Annotated in this window: 17 protein-coding genes; 5 read left to right on the plus strand and 12 right to left on the minus strand. The window is 66.6% G+C overall.

Annotated elements, in window-relative coordinates; genetic code table 11:
• Positions 1-4: 4 nt before the first annotated feature.
• Positions 5-469 carry an HTH domain-containing protein gene (locus EV379_RS08300; protein WP_130505725.1) on the minus strand — a complete coding sequence of 155 codons (465 nt, stop codon included), beginning with the start codon at positions 467-469 and terminating at the stop codon, positions 5-7.
• 161 nt (positions 470-630) lie between these two features.
• Here EV379_RS08300 and EV379_RS08305 point away from each other — a divergent pair, with 161 nt between their 5' ends.
• A complete protein-coding gene (locus tag EV379_RS08305) occupies positions 631-984 on the plus strand; it encodes a hypothetical protein (RefSeq protein WP_130505726.1) in 354 nt (117 codons plus the stop codon).
• Here the strand turns inward: EV379_RS08305 and EV379_RS08310 are convergent.
• From EV379_RS08310 to EV379_RS08355, 10 genes are all read right to left on the minus strand, one after another.
• On the minus strand, positions 974-2,731 hold the full coding sequence (locus EV379_RS08310) for an amidase (RefSeq protein WP_130505727.1): 1,758 nt from the start codon (positions 2,729-2,731) through the stop codon (positions 974-976). The two genes, EV379_RS08305 and EV379_RS08310, sit on opposite strands and share 11 nt — an antisense overlap.
• Entirely contained in the window at positions 2,728-3,789 is a 1,062-nt protein-coding gene (locus EV379_RS08315; RefSeq protein WP_207226216.1) for an agmatine deiminase family protein, read from the minus strand. The genes EV379_RS08310 and EV379_RS08315 overlap by 4 nt, the downstream gene beginning before the upstream one ends.
• Positions 3,790-3,930: 141 nt before the next feature.
• A complete protein-coding gene (locus EV379_RS08320; protein ID WP_165397327.1) occupies positions 3,931-4,551 on the minus strand; it encodes a TetR/AcrR family transcriptional regulator in 621 nt (206 codons plus the stop codon).
• 16 nt (positions 4,552-4,567) lie between these two features.
• Positions 4,568-5,683: an oligopeptide/dipeptide ABC transporter ATP-binding protein gene (locus EV379_RS08325; RefSeq protein ID WP_130505729.1), complete on the minus strand. Its 1,116-nt coding sequence runs from the start codon at positions 5,681-5,683 to the stop codon at positions 4,568-4,570.
• Positions 5,680-6,666 (minus strand): ABC transporter ATP-binding protein, encoded by a 987-nt coding sequence (locus tag EV379_RS08330; RefSeq protein WP_207226217.1) that lies wholly within the window; start codon positions 6,664-6,666, stop codon positions 5,680-5,682. Before EV379_RS08330 ends, EV379_RS08325 begins: the two co-directional genes overlap by 4 nt.
• Positions 6,651-7,520, minus strand: coding sequence for an ABC transporter permease (locus tag EV379_RS08335; RefSeq protein WP_130505730.1), 870 nt, complete (start codon positions 7,518-7,520; stop codon positions 6,651-6,653). Before EV379_RS08335 ends, EV379_RS08330 begins: the two co-directional genes overlap by 16 nt.
• Complete coding sequence (locus EV379_RS08340) at positions 7,517-8,461, minus strand: ABC transporter permease (protein WP_130505731.1); 945 nt, start codon at positions 8,459-8,461, stop codon at positions 7,517-7,519. The genes EV379_RS08335 and EV379_RS08340 overlap by 4 nt, the downstream gene beginning before the upstream one ends.
• A gap of 3 nt (positions 8,462-8,464) precedes the next feature.
• On the minus strand, positions 8,465-9,991 hold the full coding sequence (locus tag EV379_RS08345; RefSeq protein ID WP_165397328.1) for an ABC transporter substrate-binding protein: 1,527 nt from the start codon (positions 9,989-9,991) through the stop codon (positions 8,465-8,467).
• A gap of 209 nt (positions 9,992-10,200) precedes the next feature.
• Positions 10,201-11,349, minus strand: coding sequence for an agmatine deiminase family protein (locus tag EV379_RS08350; RefSeq protein ID WP_130505733.1), 1,149 nt, complete (start codon positions 11,347-11,349; stop codon positions 10,201-10,203).
• 96 nt (positions 11,350-11,445) lie between these two features.
• The gene (locus tag EV379_RS08355; protein WP_130505734.1) at positions 11,446-12,015 is read right to left on the minus strand and encodes a dihydrofolate reductase family protein; all 570 of its coding nucleotides are present in this window, start codon (positions 12,013-12,015) and stop codon (positions 11,446-11,448) included.
• Positions 12,016-12,179: 164 nt separating this feature from the next.
• Between EV379_RS08355 and EV379_RS08360 the strand changes: the two genes are divergently transcribed.
• On the plus strand, positions 12,180-12,476 hold the full coding sequence (locus tag EV379_RS08360) for a hypothetical protein (protein ID WP_130505735.1): 297 nt from the start codon (positions 12,180-12,182) through the stop codon (positions 12,474-12,476).
• A 37-nt stretch (positions 12,477-12,513) separates the two neighbouring features.
• Here the strand turns inward: EV379_RS08360 and EV379_RS08365 are convergent, their stop codons facing one another.
• A complete protein-coding gene (locus tag EV379_RS08365) occupies positions 12,514-13,464 on the minus strand; it encodes an NAD(P)-dependent alcohol dehydrogenase (protein WP_130505736.1) in 951 nt (316 codons plus the stop codon).
• Between the two features lie 110 nt (positions 13,465-13,574).
• Here EV379_RS08365 and EV379_RS08370 point away from each other — a divergent pair, with 110 nt between their 5' ends.
• The 3 genes from EV379_RS08370 to EV379_RS08380 all read left to right on the plus strand — a co-directional run bounded on the left by EV379_RS08370 (position 13,575) and on the right by EV379_RS08380 (position 15,851).
• Positions 13,575-14,051, plus strand: a complete 477-nt coding sequence (locus tag EV379_RS08370; protein WP_130505737.1) for a nitroreductase/quinone reductase family protein — start codon at positions 13,575-13,577, stop codon at positions 14,049-14,051.
• Positions 14,052-14,194: 143 nt separating this feature from the next.
• Positions 14,195-14,926: a 5-oxoproline transporter, DUF969 family subunit gene (locus EV379_RS08375; protein WP_130505738.1), complete on the plus strand. Its 732-nt coding sequence runs from the start codon at positions 14,195-14,197 to the stop codon at positions 14,924-14,926.
• Entirely contained in the window at positions 14,919-15,851 is a 933-nt protein-coding gene (locus EV379_RS08380; RefSeq protein WP_130505739.1) for a DUF979 domain-containing protein, read from the plus strand. The genes EV379_RS08375 and EV379_RS08380 overlap by 8 nt, the downstream gene beginning before the upstream one ends.
• Positions 15,852-15,863: the final 12 nt, after the last annotated feature.

Raw genomic sequence — 15,863 nt, forward strand, 5'->3', positions numbered from 1 at the left:
CGTGTCATGGCATCAGCGTTGAGGGCCGCAAGGCGTTAGCGACCGCGTGGATGAGGTAAGAGGTCCTCACCGCCAGCTCGTATTTCCTCTCCACCGGAACGCTCGTGGGGTCGCGCAAGAAGTTCTCAAGGTGCTCGACCCGGACCCGCGTCAACAGGGCGACGTTCTGGAGGGTCAACCCGCACTGGGCCGTCAGCGTCTCGATGATCGCTCTGAGGCGCACGTCATCGTCAATCTGAAACCCTCCTGTCAGCTGCGCCACGAGGCTGGAGAGGCGTGCACTCTCGTCACCCGAGAGCACCGCAGGCGACGTGGAAAGCCCAGGGTCTCCGCTCGGAGTCACTCTCAGGTACATCGCGAGCGCATCGTCGGAGATTCCCGTGATCGTCTGTAGGGCCTTGTTCGAGATGTGCCCGTCTCCGATGATGCGTCTCAACTCATCCGCTGTGTTCAATATGCGCGGCGCCATGGCAACCCTTCTTGTTTCTCGCTCTGAGTGTTGAGGAAAGGCTATGCGACACCTGATCGCCTCGCGGCGCTGCCCAGTGAGCCATCGCGCGATGCCCGCGCATGCGCATACTGTTAACTGTGTGCGCGCGAACGCACCGTGAGCATCTTCAGGAGCAAGCCATGTCCACCCTCCCCCAGCCGATTCGTGTTGACGTCGATATGTGGGTCTGTATGCGAAACGATGCTGTGCTCCCCAAAGCCTCGATTCAACGGGTACACACCCCGGAGGGCGACCGCTTTCTGCTCTACCAGTGGGACGTCGATCCGGCCAAGCGCGTGCTGCGAGGGATGCACGATTCGTTGGACAAGGCCAACTCGCTCGTACGCTTCGATGCACCACAGAACGCCACGCCGGCTGCTCCGCCTGCGGCCCCTCCTGCGGCCCCTCCGGTCCCGCAACGTGAACCGCTCACCGAGTCCGAACGCGACGCGCTCGCCGCAATGCGCGGTGCCGGCGCACTGATCAAGCGCTGAGCGGAGGTGTGCGCGGCGGAATGGTGCGCCGTGCACCAGTCGCCTCGAACGCCGCTGCCAGCGTGAGCAGTGCGCTGTCGTCGTAGGCGCGTCCGGCGAACGTGAGCCCAACCGGCATCCCGATGTCGGCCATCGTGCCCATCGGCACCGTCACGGTCGGGATGCCCAGGTGGCGTGGCACGAGGTTCCCGTTCGCAACCCACACGCCGTTGCGCCAGCCGAGATCAGCGGATGCCTCATTGACGTCCATATCGGCCGGGCCGACATCCGCGACCGCGGGAAAGACAACCGCCGCGAGGCCCAGCGCGTCCATCCACTGCTCGAGGTCGACGCGTCGGGTCTCCTCGAGCCCGCGCAGCCCGTCTTCGAGCTCGGGCATGTCGGCGAATGTCGCACCGGGGTTGGAACGCACCCACTCGGGATACTCGGCGACATCGTCGTCGAATCCCGTGTACCTCTCTGGCAACGTGCCCTCATCCGCTGGGAAGATCCGGGAGCCATCGACATCCGCCAGCGACCGCAGTGCTGGGTCACCGTTCGCCTCGAGAAAGTCATTCCACGCCCAGGCGGACAGATCGACGATCTCTCGCCGGAGAAATGCTGGGCTCACCAGCCCGCGCGTTGCGATCGTTGGCGCGCCGGGGCGGTCGCCCTCGTAGTTGGTGACAACGGGGAAATCAACCGGGACGACCTCCGCACCCGCCGCCTCGAGATCACGGCGGGCGGCCTCCCACAGCTCGATGACGGACGCCCGGGTGTGGATGCCGCGGCCCGTTGAGCCGCCAATGCCCGGCTCGTGCCCGGGCAGAGCGGTGCCGAGCTCAGGGTCCGCATTGATGTACATGCGCGGCACTCCGAACCGTTTTCCGGCGAGGGCTCCACGGGCCGCGCTGGGGTCTGCCGCTCGGAGTGCGGCGTACGACAGTGGACGAACGGCCGAGGCCGCGGGGATCCGCACCCAGGGCTGCACGCGCCAGAAGTCACCTCGTGTCTCGACGTCGTCAGACACAATCACATCGAGCACCTCGAACAGGTCAGCCATGCTGCGGGTATGGGGAACGACCACATCCATGGTCGGCACGAGCGGCCAGTTGCCGCGCACCGAGATCACCCCGCGCGACGGTGTGTAGGCGCACAGCGCGTTGTTCGATGCGGGGGCACGTCCCGACGACCACGTCTCTTCCCCGAGACCGAACGCCGCAAAGCTTGCAGCGGTCGCGGTGCCGGAGCCGTTCGACGAGCCAGAGCCGAATGCCGCCGTGAGGTAGTCGGCGTTGTATGGGCTCTCGGCACGGCCGTAGACGCCACGTTGCATGCCGCCGTTCGCCATGGGTGGCATGTTCGTGAGGCCGATGAGGACGGCGCCAGCGGCGCGCAGCCGTTCGATGGTGAAGGCGTCGCGCTGGGCGACCAGGCGCTCGAAGGCCGGGCTGCCGGCCGCCGCGGTGAGCCCGGTCGCCAGGTAGCTGTCCTTCGCGGTGTACGGGATGCCATCGAGTGGACCCAGCGTCTCGCCCCGGTCGCGGCGCTCATCGGATGCCCGGGCGTCGAGGAGAGCGCTCGGGTTCATCACCACGAGCGCGTTCAGCGCGGTCGCGGTGCCGTGCCGGTCGTACGCCTCGATGCGATCGAGGTACGCGCGCGTGAGTGACTCGCTCGTCGTCCGCCCGTCCTCGAGCGCCGCACGGAGCTCGGCGATCGACGCCTCCACGACGTCGAATGCCGCGTTCGCGGCGCGCACACTCATCGGGTTGGCTCCGCGTTCGGCTGCTGCACGCGACCGCCGAAGTCTCCCGCGGGAACCTGTTGCGTGATGCAATGCGGGCCGCCGCCGCCGAAGGCGATCGTCGTGCCGGGAACGCCGACGATCTCGCGGTCGGGGTACAGCCCGCCGAGAACGTCGAGCACGGCCGCGTCGTGGTCGCCGCCGTCGACGGGAACGATGACGGCCCCGTTGGCGATGTAGTGGTTTGCGTACGACACATCGGCGTCGCGGTGCGGATCGAGAATGCTGATGTCGAGGGAGCGACCGGCCGCATCGGGCGTCTCGGCGAGTCGGGCGAGGTTGGCGCGTGCACGCTCATACTCGGATGACGCCCGATCGGACGGCACCTCAAGCAGCACGCGCCCCGGGGCGATGTACTGCGCCACCCCGTCGATGTGCCCGTCGGTGCCTGCCGGGCCAACATCGAGGCTGTGCCCGTAGGGCAGCCAGGTGACGGTCGTGACGCCGAGGTAGTCCTTGAGACCCTGTTCGATCTCCTCCTTCGTCATGTGGGGGTTGCGGTTCGGGTTGAGCAGGCACTGCTCGGTTGTGATCAGCGCGCCCTCGCCGTCGACGAGGAACGCCCCGCCCTCGAGCACGAACGGGGCGCGGAAGAGCGGAACGCCAAAGTGCGCGGCGAGACGGTCGGGCACCAGCGCGTCCTGGTCGTGCGGATGCCACCGATTGCCCCATGCGTTGAAGCCGAACTTGACGGCCGCGACGTTGCCCGCGGCATTCGTCACGAACGCCGGGCCGCTGTCGCGGGCCCAGGAATCGTCGACCGGCACCTCAAGCGGTTCGACTCCGCTGCCACAGAAGTCGATGACCTCGGCGGCGAGGCCGGGGTTGCACAGCATGACGACCGGCTCAAATGCGGCGATCGCGCGGGCGACAGCTGCGTAGTCGCGCTTGGCCTCATCGAAGCGGTCGCTCCAGAGCTCGCGACGGGCCGGCCAGATCATCACACAGGCGGCGTGTCGCGACCATTCGGCCGGCATCGAGTAACCGGCTTCGGCCGGTGTTTGCATCAGTTCAGTCACGACGGACCTCCATTGGTTACGTGGCGTATCCGACTATCTTGGATGTCAACCAATTAAATAGCAAGAGGAAGATTCTCGGCCGCGGCTCCCGGTTTTCGGGCGCGCCGAAGCGGGCCGGTGCGCTGGCCGTTGCCGCGCGACTCAGCTCGCGTCGGCCTGCAGTGCTACCGGCGCGGCAAGGAATGCAGCGCTCGCCTGCATGCACAGGTCGAGCATTCGCGCTCGAGCGAGTTTCGGCGCTCCGACCGTGAGCTGAATCGACAGGCCGTCGATCGTGGCGGAGATGAGCTGGGCGGCGTCGTCGAGGTCGGTGTACGCGAACACTCCGCGCTCGCCGCCGTAGGCGATGACGTCGATCAGGATCTGCCGCCACCGCTCGTCGAGTTCGTTGTGCACCTCGGCGACGGTGTCATTGGTCGCGGCATCCGACCAGACCTGGAACCACAGGATCCAGCCGGTGTCGCCGCGCCCGTCCGATGCCGAGAGGTCGATGAGCCGCTCCAACCGAGCCCACGGGTCATCGATGCCGCCGAGTTCGGCCTCGACCTGTTCGACGAGTGCCTCCTCGCTCTGGCGAATGGCGAGCATGAGCAGCTCGGTCTTCGACGGGAAGTAGTAGGTGACGTGGCCCGGCGTCATGCCTGCACGCTCGGCGATGTCAGACACCCGCACATTTGCGAGCCCAAGATCGGCGATCGCCTTGGCGGCAGCGTCGACGACGAGCTCCTCGCGTTCCTTGCCTTTCGCGCGCCGACCCGTCATTTCGTCATCCCCTCGCTCATTGCGACACCATCCTATTCTTCGGCTGCAGATTCTCTGGGCCCCGACTCGTCTGCGCCTCACTTTCCGGCGCTTGGGGCGAGTTTCCGCGCTCGTTGCGCTTCGCCCGATCCGACAGCTCCGTCCAGGCGAAGTGGCACGCCGCCCGGTCCGTCTCGGTCTGGCAGTCATGCGCGGATTCGGATGGCCCACGTAAGAGTGGCTCCTCCTCCCGGCAGATGTCCTGCGCGATCGGGCATCGAGGGTGGAAACGGCATCCAGAGGCGAGATTGTGCAGGCTCCCCGGCTCGCCACGCAGCACCGAACCGCCGGGCTGCTTCATGACGCCCATTTGCGGCGCGGCCTCGAGCAGGGCCGCGGTGTATGGATGCCGCGGATCTCGGAAGAGGTCTTCTGTCGGCCGATCCTCGACGATTGTGCCGAGATACATGACGACGACGCGGTCGCTGATGTGGCGCACGACTGCCAGATCGTGCGAGATGAACAACAGGGTCAGCCCGAGTTCTGTCCGCAGCTTCTGCAGCAGGTTGAGGATGGCAGCTTGCACGGACACGTCGAGCGCGGCGACGGACTCGTCGGCGACGAGGATCTCCGGTTCGAGCGCGAGGGCGCGGGCGATGCCAACGCGTTGGCGTTGTCCGCCCGAGAGTCGGCGTGGGTACGCATTCAGCAGCGACGCGGGCAGCTCCACGAGCTCGAGGAGTTCCTCGGCCCGCCGTTGCACCGACCCAGCCGGAACCATGTCGTGCACGCGGAGCAGCTCGCGCAGCGTCTGCCCGATCGTCATCGAGGGGTTGAGTGAGGCGCTCGGGTCCTGGAACACGATCTGGATGTGCCGGGTCTGCGCCCGGGTGCGTCGATTGCCCAGCGGCTCGCCTGCGAACGCGACGGTGCCGGCCGAGAGCGGGGCGAGGCCGACGAGCGCCTTGGCCAGCGTGGACTTGCCGCAGCCGGACTCCCCGACGATGCCGACCGCCGAGCCGCGTTCGACGACGAGGTCGATTCCGTCGATGGCGTGCACGATCGGAGCGGGACGGCGGCGCAGTCGCGCCACCAGCCTGGACCCGACGGCATAGCTCACGCGGAGCCCGCGGGCGTCGAGGATCGCGCTCATGCGCTCGCCTCCGCCAGCACCTCGGGATGGATGCATGCTGTTGCATGGCGCGCGTTGCCGTCGAGTTCGTAGGGGGCGATGCGGCAGTCGTCACGGGCGAAGGCACACCGTGGAGCGAAACGGCAGCCACTGGGGAACTGGCGCGGGTCTGGCGGTGAACCCGGGATCGTCGCGAGCGCTGCGCTGCCGCCGTGGAAGGAGGGTGCGGAGGCGAGCAGCGCCGCGGTGTACGGATGCCGCGGCGCGCGGAGCACCTCGTCGACCGGGCCGGTCTCCACGATTCGGCCGGCGTACATCACGGCGATACGGTCGCACACCTCAGCGACGACGGCGAGATCGTGCGAGACGAACACCATCGCCATCCCCCGCTCGGCACGTAGCCGCTGGAGCAGGCCGAGGATCTGATCCTGGATCGTCACGTCGAGCGCGGTGGTCGGCTCATCGCACAGCAGCAGTTCGGGCTCGCTGGCCAGCGCTGCGGCGATTATGACACGCTGCCGCAGGCCCCCGGAGAGTTCGTGCGGCCACATCCTGGCCCTGCGCGCTGGGTCTGGGATGCCGGTGCTCGCCATCAACTCGAGCACCCGCGCCCGGGCGGCCCGGCGCGACATCCCGCTGTGCACCCGGACAGCCTCGGCGATGAGATCCCCGACCCGCATGGTCGGGTTGAGTGCCGTCATCGGCTCCTGAAAGATCATCGCAACGCCGTGACCGCGAACACGCTCGGGGTCGCCGATGATCGTTTCGCGCTGGAACGCGAACCGGATCGGCCCCCTGGATTCGCCGCCGGGCGGCAGCAGACCGAGCACCGCGCGGAGCGAGAGGCTCTTGCCCGAGCCGGACTCGCCGACGATTCCGAGCGATTCACCGGCAGCGACGTGGAACGAGACGCCGTCGACGGGGTTCAGTGTGCGGCCACCGACGGTGAGCTGCACCTGGAGTTCGTTGACGCTCAACACGGTCCGGCTCATTTCCTGGTCCATTCTTCGATTCCTTCTCCGATGAGGCTGAGACCGAGGCCGAAGCCGACCACGACCAGCCCCGGCACAGTCGAGAGCCACCACTGCTCGCGGATATAGGGTTGGCCAGCCGCGATCATTGCCCCCCATTCCGGCGTTGGCGCTTGGATGCCGAGTCCGAGGAACGACAGCGCCGCCAAACCCAGCGTTGCGCCGACAATGTCGGACGGCAGGTACACCAATGTCTGCCCGACCGAGTTCGGGAAGACGTGGCGCCAGAGGATCCGCCGCGTTGGCAAACCAGAGGCGCGCGCCGCCGCGACATAGTCGAGGCTGCGCACCCGGAGAACCTCGGTGCGGATCAGGCGCGCGTATGCCACCCAGGCGATCAGGGTGAACGCGACCAGGATCGAGGTGACGCCGGGACCGAGCACGAAGACGAGCGCGATGATCAGGATGTAGGTGGGGAACGCCTGCACCACATCCGAGACGCGCATGATCGCCCCGTCGACCCAGCCGCCACGGAATCCGGCCACGGCGCCCAGAACGGTGCCGACCACGGCCGGCAGCACGGCGCCGAGAAATCCGACGAGCAAGTCAACGCGCGAGGCGAAGATCAACCGGGAGAGCACATCGCGGCCGAGCTCGTCCGTTCCGAGCCAGTGCACCCAGCTCGGCGATGCCAGCGCGTTCACGACGTCCTGCTCGAGCGGGTCGAATGGGGCGATGAGCGGGGCGAAGACGGCAAAGAGCACGTAGGCGGTTACGATCGCGGCACCGACCCAGACCCGGCGTGGCATCCGTACCCGTTCGACCCCGGTGATCTCGTGACCCGTTGTTGCTGCGGCCGCGATCGCGGCGGCTGATTCGATGCTCACGACTCCACCTCCAACCGCGGGTCTGCGATGGATGTGAGGATGTCGGCGATCAGGAACACCAGCACGACGACAACGGCGAAGAGCAGCGTGTAACCCTGGATCGTGGGAATGTCGCGTTGCCGTGCCGCCAGAACGATGCCCTGGCCGATCCCGGGCAGTGCGAAGGTCGTCTCGACCACGACCGCTCCGAACAGGAGGTACCCGATGTTCAGCGCGAGGATGGAAACGGTCGGCGGTGCCGCGTTGCGGAGCACGAACTTCGACATGATGCGGGAACGCGGCACGCCCAGCGACTTCGCCGTCGTCACATGCTCGGTGCCGAGCACCGCGATGATGCTGGCCCGGAGGCTCCGCACCTGCAACGGCGCGATGGACAGGGCGAGCGTGAACGCGGGCAACGCGATCGAGCGCAGGTGCTCCGCCGGAGTCTCGCCGAAGCCACCCACCGGGAACCATCCGGTCGGCAGGGCGACGGTGAGGATGAGGATGATGCCGACCCAGAATGACGGCATCGCGAGTGCGACGAGACTGAATCCGCGGGTCGCGTGATCGAACGGCCGGTCGGGAGCGCGAGCGGAGAGGATCGCGAGCGGCACGGAGATCACGAGCGAGAGCAGGGCGCCGAAGCCCAGCAGCCAGATGGTGACCGGCAGGCGCTCGGCGATGATGCTCGACACCGCCTCCCGTGATTTGAAGGAGTATCCGAGATTGCCGCTGAACACGTCTCCGACGTAACGGAAGTACTGCACGATCGCTGGATCATTGAGCCCGAGCTGCTCGCGCACGAGTTGCAGCTCGGGCTCGGAGGCCCGCAGGCCGACGATGAGACGCGCCGGGTCCCCCGGTGTGATCTTCAGGATGAGGAACACCAGCAGCACGATGCCGAAGAGCAGTGGGATCGCGAGCGCCAATCGCTTGGCGATGAACAGGTAACGACCCACCGCCTACTCGCCGACCTTGATCGTGTCCCAGTAGTACATTCCCCAAGGGGCGGCGGCGAAACCAGAGATCCTCGGGCTCACCGCGTGCAACACCTGGAACTCGGAAAGACTGATCGCCTGCGCATTCTCAAGCGCCTCGTCCTGCACGGCGGTCACGATCTGCTGCTTCTCCTCTGGCGACTCCGTCGCGGTGTACGCGAAGAACTGCTGTTGGATCGTGTCCGTCTCGAAACCGGTGAACAACCAGGACGTGCCCTGAATCCAGCCGAGCGGGTCGATCACGTCCGGCGACACCGCGCCATACGACCAGAGCACCATGTCGGCGTCCAGTCCGTAGGCGCGGCTGAGGAACGCTCCCGTCTCGAGAGCGGTGAGCGTGACGTCGATGCCGATCTCGGCGAGGTTCGCCTTGATGACCTGGGCAACAAGGTGGTCGGTCGAGTTGCCGGCGTCGTAGACGACTTCGAGGGCATCGACATCCGCGCTCTCGGACTTGTCGAGCAGTTCCTTGGATCGATCGAGGTCCAGAGCGAATGGCGCTTCGCTCGGCGGCGCCCAGTTCGCCAGATTCGGCGGGATGATCCCCCTGGGCGCGGATCCGTATCCACGGAAGGCGCCATCGGTGATCGCGTCGTAGTCGATGGCGTAGGCGATGGCCTTGCGCAGTTGCGGGTCGTCGAGCGGTGCACGCGTGGTGTTGAAGCTGAGGTGCTCGACCTGGCCGGCCGGGAGCGCGACCAGCGAATCGCCGTATTGTTTGGCGTCGGAGGCGCCGACGTACTCCGAGATGTCGATCTGACCGGCCTGGAACTGCGCGCCCCGCTCGGTGGCATCCGGCAGGACATCGATGACGACCTTTTCCAGGTACGGTCGCCCGGGCTGGTAGTAATGCTCGTTCTTCTCCAGCGTGATCTGCCCGCCCGGTGACCAATCGGCGATCACGAAGGCACCGGCTGCGACCGGCTTGGCGAAGTACTCATCTCTCGTCTTCCCGCCGAAGTCTGTCGGGAAGATCGCCGACGACGACCAGGTCATCAACACGGGAAGCGTCGTGTCGGGAGTTGCCAGCGCGAACACCGCGGTGCGGTCATCGGGGGTGCTCACTCCGGTGATGTTCGCGTACAGGCTGCCGTAGTTTGACCCGTCTGCCCAGACGCCCGCCGAGAAGGCCACATCGGCCGAGGTGAGCGGCGTGCCGTCGCTGAATTGGGTGTCGTCCTGCAGCACAAAGGTCCACGTCAGCGCGGCGGGGTCATACGACCACGACTTCGCCAGCCCCGCCTCAACCGCCGTGCCGTCTGGGCTGAAGCGCAGCAGCGGCTCAAGCACGCCCTGAAGAGTCTGGTAGCTGGAATAGGCCGCGGCCTTGTCGGGGTCCCAGCCGTCGAACGATTCGGACCGGGCCACGTGGAGCGTCCCGTCGGCGTCTGCCGGCTGTGCCGAGTCGCCTCCGGTGCTGCACGCGGACAATGCGGCGACCATGAGAGCGGCCGTCAACACTGACAGTGCCTGTGTCACGGAGCGGGGCATGATGACTCCTGTCTCCGACAACATCGTCGTCATCGGAAGTTATTTGGATGATATCCAAACATGATCATCGGGATTCGCGCGGTTGTCAACCCACGGTTTCGCCGCACCACGCCGAGGCGCGACGAAGGGCTCCGCGGCGCACTCGAGAACGCGCAGGTGACTGCACCGCAGCGCTCACGTGCGTCGGGAGCTCGGTGGCCCCGATGGCCTCACGCGTACTCTGGCACGCCCGGCATGTCGTGCGTCGCGCAGTGGATGCCACCGCCACCGGACGCGATCGTGTCGATTCGAAGCGGCACGATCTCCCGATCGGGGAACTGGTCCTGCAGAATCCCCTGGGCGCGATCGTCGGCGACCCTGTCGCCGAACTCCGGCACGAACACGGCACCGTTTGCGACGTAGAAGTTCACGTAGGACGCCAGGAAGTCGTCTCCGCTGCCACGGATCTTCGAGAAGTCGGGCTGGGGCAGCTCGATGACCTCGATCGCGTTGCCCCTGGCATCCGTCGCCTGGGAGAGCACCGAGCGGGCCTGATCGCTCGAACGGGACCACACATCCGCGGGCGCCCCGGCTCCAGGAGTGTCGAGCAGCACCAGGCCGGGCGCGACGAAGCGCGCGAGCGAGTCGACGTGCGCATCGGTGATGTCTTCGTCGTACACCCCGTCGAACCAGATGACCTTGCGCATGCCGAGCAGGTCCATCAAGCGGAGCTCGATCTCGTCTCGGGAGAGCCCAGGGTTGCGGTTCTCGTTGACGATTGAGCTCTCCGTGATCATCAGAGTTCCGAGCCCGTCTGTCTCGAGCGAGCCACCCTCGGCAACGAGCGATGCAGCCACGCGGGGAATCTCGAACTGCCTGAGGAGCGCCGCGGCGACGGCGCCGTCATTCGCGTGCTCCTGCTTTCCGCCCCAACCGTTGAAATTGAAATCGATGCCCTCGCGGCCCCCTGCGCCCTCGACGAAGACCGGCACGGTGTCGCGAGCCCAGAGGTCGTCGACGGGCACCGTGACGACCTCGACGCTCGATCCGCACTCGTATGCGGCATCCTCTTCGTCACCCGGGGAAGCAAGCAGCACGACGGGCTCGAACTCTGCGACAGCACGCGCCAAGCTCGAGATGTCGTCTCGCACATACGGGAGATCCTCGCCCCAGACCAGAGCGGTCGGCCATGACATCACCGTGAGTGCGTGGCTGTCCCACTCCGCTCCGAGTCGTCGCGGCATCCCCGCCTCACCTGGCGCAGGCGACGGTTGCGGACGGGACGCACCCGAAGCGGCGCATCCCGAGACCCCGAGGCCGAGTAGCCCGATGCCCGCGACGGTGAGCGCACCCCTGCGGGAGATCAGAAAATCAGCCATGTTGAGACTCCTCGTGATTGGATGACATCCAATATACGCGATCCTCCCCGCCCGACCCGATGCCCCGCCCAACGCGAGCCTTCGTCGCAGGACACGTCAAGCCGTGGCTCGCGTTGGCCGGTACCGAAGGGCGACCGCCCCAGACCGGAACTCCTTCCGTTCCACGAGCTCGAGCTCGATGCGCTCGCGCAGACCGGCGAGCAACGTCGGCCCGTGTCCGGCAAGGACCGGCTGCACCAGGAACTCGTACTCGTCGATCAGTCCCAGATCCGCCAACGCCAGGGGAAGCGTCACGCCACCGACCCACAGACCCTCGCCAGACTCCTGCTTGAGCTGCCGAACCGCTGGCCCCAGGTCGCCTCGCAGCAGCTCGGCGTTCCAATCGACCCCGCTCAGCGTGCTCGACACGACATACTTCTTCGCCCGGTCGATCGACTCGGCAAACGGCATCTGCCACTGGTCAACCCAGTCCGGCCACGTGCCCGTGGCTGGCTTCCGCCACGCCGACTCCATCATCTCGTAGGTCACCCGGCCGAAGATCAGGGCATCGGCTCGCTCCATCTCAGCGGCCCAGTAACGCATCGACTCCTTGTCTGGCGGGAGCCCCGCCTCGTGATGACAGCAGCCGTCGAGCGTGACGTTGATCGAGTATCGAAGTGCTCTCATCCCGTTGCTCTCCCTTGATGCGCGCCCCACGTTCACCAGACCGGACGCAAATGTCGGCGCCACTCCCCCCGGCGCCCCGATCGCGCCCACTCTACGCCGGCTTGGGCAGCGGCACAGCGGCCGAATGGATACCGACTCCGCTTCGGACCCGCTAGCATCCAGGCATGGAGACGGCGCGCAGGCCAGCGAGGAACGTCTGGCGCGGGCGAGCCCTCTCCGGGGCATCGGCCGCGTTAGCCGTAGCCGCCGCACTGGTCTATGTCGGCGGCACATCGCTCCCGGCCGCTGTGGTGCTCGGCGGTACAGCAGCGCTCATTGTCGGCTCCACGATCCTCGGACTGATTTCGCTTTTCGGTGGAGAATCCTGGCTCGCAATCACGCTGACGCCGGCGGTGCTCATCTTCGATGCGCTGGCGATCTTCATTGTCTTGCTGATCTACGGCTCGATGATTTTCGGGTAACTTTTCACGTCGCTATCGGCCACGACCGGGGTTTCACTCACGGTGTGACGACCACCTTCCCGCGTGCGCGACCCTCGCCGACAGTAGCGAGTGCCAGGGGGACCTCGTCGAGAGGGAAGGTGTGGTCGATGTGGATACGGAGGTCGCCAGCGATGCAACGCTCGGCGGCGGGCGCGAAGTATTTCGGCCCCTGCCTCACAAGGAGGACCCCCAGCCGGCGCCCGGTCAGCAGGCCAAGCCCAGCCCCGACCGTGACGACCCCCAGCAGCGTTCGTACGGTTCCGCCAACGCAGAGATAGCGGCCACCGCGGGCCAGCGCTCGCCAGTACGGGAACACCGATCGGCGCGCGACGAGATCGAGTACGAGGTCGTACCGCCCGAGCCGGGTGAAGTCCTCGCGGCGATAGTCGACTACGTCGTCGGCGCCGAGCTCCCGCATGAAGTCGAGCTTGCCCGCGTTGTCGACGCCGGTAACGTGAGCCCCGGAAAGCCTGGCCAGCTGGATCGCGAACGAGCCCGCTCCGCCGCCCGCTCCGTTGATCAGCACGCGCTGCCCGCGTCCTGCGCGTGCGGTTCCCTGAAGCGCGATCGAGCCTGCCTGAGGCAGCGTCGAGGCTTCGGCGAACGTCAGCTCCTCAGGCTTGTGTGCGAGCGCCGCTTCAGGCGCCACCGCGTACTCGGCAAAACCGCCCATGAGGCCCAGATTGTCGCCGTACACCTCGTCGCCCAGGCGGAAACGGGTAACGCCGGAGCCGACGGCCGCGACGCGCCCGGCGATGTCGGAGCCCAGTATCCGGCGCGTCGGGGCGCGCAGCCCCCCGATTCGTGCGTACCCCGGAGTTCCGGTCAGTCCCTCCCAGTCCGAGAGGTTGACGGATGTCGCGGCGACCTCAACGAGCACCTGATTCGCGCCCGGGGACGGCACCGGAATCTCCTCAACCCTCAGCCCATCGGGAGGACCGTACCGGTCGTAGACGACGGCCCTCATGTTGAACGGCCGTCACTGGCGGGACGCAGGAACCTGGACACGAAAGCAAGCTTACGCAGGGCCTCCTCGAGGCCTTCGTTGGCACCGTCGCGGGCGAGTAGAATCCAGCCGTGTCGAAAGCACGGGACGAACCACCGCGACTTCCGCCTCGCTGGTTCGTCAGACTCGCCTGGACAGTCCACCGGGGCATCTACAGAATCACCCGCGGACTAGTCGGATTGTGGCGCCCCAAGCCTCAAGGGTGGGGCACGCTCCACTTGACGACCCTTGGGCGGCGCACCGGCGATGAGCGAGAGGTGATCCTCGGCTACTTCGAAGACGGCCCCAACCTCGTCACCATGGCCATGAACGGTTGGGCAGCACCGGAGCCGGCGTGGTGGCTCAATCTCCAGGCCCACCCTGACGCGAAGGTGGTCATACGGGACGGCCCGCGCCTCGTGCACGGTCGTGCCGCGCGGGGCGACGAGCGCGTGCGCCTCTGGTCCAGATGGCGCGAGATCGATGCGGGACTGGACAGCCTTGCGGCGCGTCGTTCCGCCGAGACCGCGGTCGTGATCCTGGAGCCAGGGGCCGGTCCGGAACTCTGACCTCGCCAGAATGGGGTGTGTTCGCGGGGGCGTACTTGTGGTTCACCCAATCGAGGTGATGTAAGCCACCCGCCCGGGAACCAGTCTGAGCCCAGAGTTGCGGTCGTCAGATCGGCTGCGACCATCAGGCGGGGAGGCACGAAATGGGTCCTGATTGGCTCGTCTTGATCGGTGTCGTGATCATCGTTGTCGGATTCCTGTTGAAACTCGACGTCATCGCCGTGGTCATCGTGGCGGCAATAGCAACGGCCCTCGTGTCCGGGCTCTCGTTTCCGGAGATCCTGGAGCTGATCGGCAAGGCGTGGACTGACAACCGCGCGGTATCTCTGTTCCTGCTCACTCTGCCGATGATCGCCCTGTCGGAGCGATACGGGTTGAAGGAACAGGCGATCGTGCTCATCAACCGCCTGCAGGCCCTGACGCCCGGCCGGTTCCTGACGATGTACACCGTGCTTCGTCAACTGACCGGCATCTTCGGGATCCGAATCAGCGGCATGGTGCAGTTCGTGCGCCCCATCGTCCATCCGATGACGGCAGCGGCGGCGGCCCGACAGGCTGAGGTGTCACCGGCCAACGAGGAGAAGATCAAGGCTGAGAGCGCCCTCTCGGAGAACATCGGCAACTTCTTCGGACAGAACGGGTTTGTGGCAGCCTCCGGAGTCTTGCTCATCGTCGGAACGCTCGACTCCCTCGGTTACCCAGTGAGTCCGGAACAAATCGCCTTCGCCTCGTTGCCGATGATCGGCATCGCGGCCGTCGTAGCCGCGATCCATTTCTGGCTGTTTGATCGCAAGCTGCGCCGAGGTGGCCCGCCCAAGCCACCGGTGCCGAGCGACCCGGCCGCTCCGAGTAGCGAGGGGGCCAGCCATGAGTGACATCGGCCCCCAGCTCCTCGAGGCCACCTTCGTGCTTGTCGGGGTGCTCCTCGGGATCACGGGTGTGAGGTCGCTACTCAACAAGTCCAATCCCCGTCGGTTCACGACTGCCGCGTTCTGGCTCCTCCTTGCCATCACCTTTGCCTTCGGCGCCGTTCTCCCGTACTGGGTCACTGGCGTCTTGATCCTGGCGATCGGGGCGCTGTCCCTGGCGCGCGGGGTCAAGACCGGCAAGCTAGACGAAGGAACGCCCGAGGAGCGAGCGGCCGGCGCCCGTCGTCTGAGGAGCTGGATATTCCTGCCCGCTCTGGCCCTGGCGGGGATCGCCGTCCTGATTTCAACCCTGGCCCCATTCGGAGAGGTGTCCGGAACGCTCAGCATCGGAGTCGCATCGGTCGCAGCTCTCGGCATCGCGTGGGCGATGACCCGCGCCCCCGCTGGCGTGGTTGTCGCGCAAGGGGACCGCATGGTGCAGCAAGTCGGTCCGATCGGAATGCTGCCTCAGTTCCTCGCGATGCTCGGTGTCGTCTTCACCAGCGCCGGGGTCGGCGAGGTCGTGTCCAATGGCATCGCCGGAATCGTGCCAGAAGACAGTCCCCTCGCCGGCGTCATCGCCTACTGCGTCGGGATGGCCCTGTTCACCATCATCGTCGGCAACACCTTTGCCGCGTTCACTGTGATCACCGCAGGAATCGGCATCCCATTCGTGATCGCGCTCGGCGGTGATCCGGTCGTCGTCGGTGCGCTGGCGATGACTGCGGGCTTCTGCGGCACGCTCGTGACGCCGATGGCCGCGAACTTCAACGCCCTGCCGGTCGCGCTGCTCGAGATGAAGAAGCCCTACGGGGTCATCAAGGCGCAGGCCCCTCTGGCTGCGGTGCTCTTCGTCATCCAGGTAGCACTTATGTACTTCTGGGCATTCTGACCAGAGGAGGGA

It is taken from the genome of Microterricola gilva, from assembly GCF_004217495.1.
Lineage (GTDB): Bacteria > Actinomycetota > Actinomycetes > Actinomycetales > Microbacteriaceae > Microterricola > Microterricola gilva.